The organism is Mycobacterium sp., from assembly GCF_008709575.1.
In the GTDB taxonomy this organism is placed as follows: domain Bacteria; phylum Actinomycetota; class Actinomycetes; order Mycobacteriales; family Mycobacteriaceae; genus Mycobacterium.
This window is the reverse complement of record NZ_VYIK01000449.1, coordinates 1-626: the sequence shown is the minus strand read 5'-3', so window position 1 is coordinate 626 and position 626 is coordinate 1. Positions and strand designations below refer to the sequence as shown.

Genomic DNA, 626 nt, shown 5'->3' with positions numbered 1-626 from the left:
GCCACCGAGCGGGTGCCAAGACAGTTGTGCGTGCCCCCGGCAGGATTCGAACCTGTCTAGCGGTGGTTGCGGGGTGGTGCTTCAACCTGCGGTTTTGCGCGCCTGGCCTGCGGTGTTGCCGCCTACCAGGCACCACCCACGATAGCACGGGGTAGCGCCCGTAGTACCCTCGTAGGGCATGTGTTGGGCACGGCGGCCTTGACCGGGGGAGGTTCCAAGCGGTGAGCAGAAGGCGCTTCGGGTCGATCCGCCGATTGCCCAGCGGCAGATGGCAGGCACGATACACCGGGCCGGGCGGGACTCGACGCAAAGCGCCCGACACCTTCGCCGCGAAACTCCACGCCGAAGCCTGGCTAGCTGATGAAGCGCGGAAGATCGACGCCGGCCTGTGGAACCCGCTGCCCCGCGCCGGCCGAGGCGCACCAACCCTAGGGGAGTACTTCGAGCTGTGGCTCGCCGGCCGGCAACTGCGGCCCCGAACCCGGTACTTGTACGAGTCGTTGTGGCGCAACCACATCGGGCCCGACCTCGGCGACACCAGGATCAACGAGATCACCGCCGAACGGGTCCGCGGATGGTGGACCGGGCTCGACACCGGGCCCACCGCCAAAAGCCACGCCTACAGC

General features: G+C 68.2%; 1 protein-coding gene. It reads left to right on the top strand.

What is annotated here, in order from left to right:
* Positions 1-221: 221 nt before the first annotated feature.
* On the top strand, positions 222-626 hold a 405-nt coding region (locus F6Q13_RS19525), incomplete at its 3' end, for an N-terminal phage integrase SAM-like domain-containing protein (protein WP_293060018.1).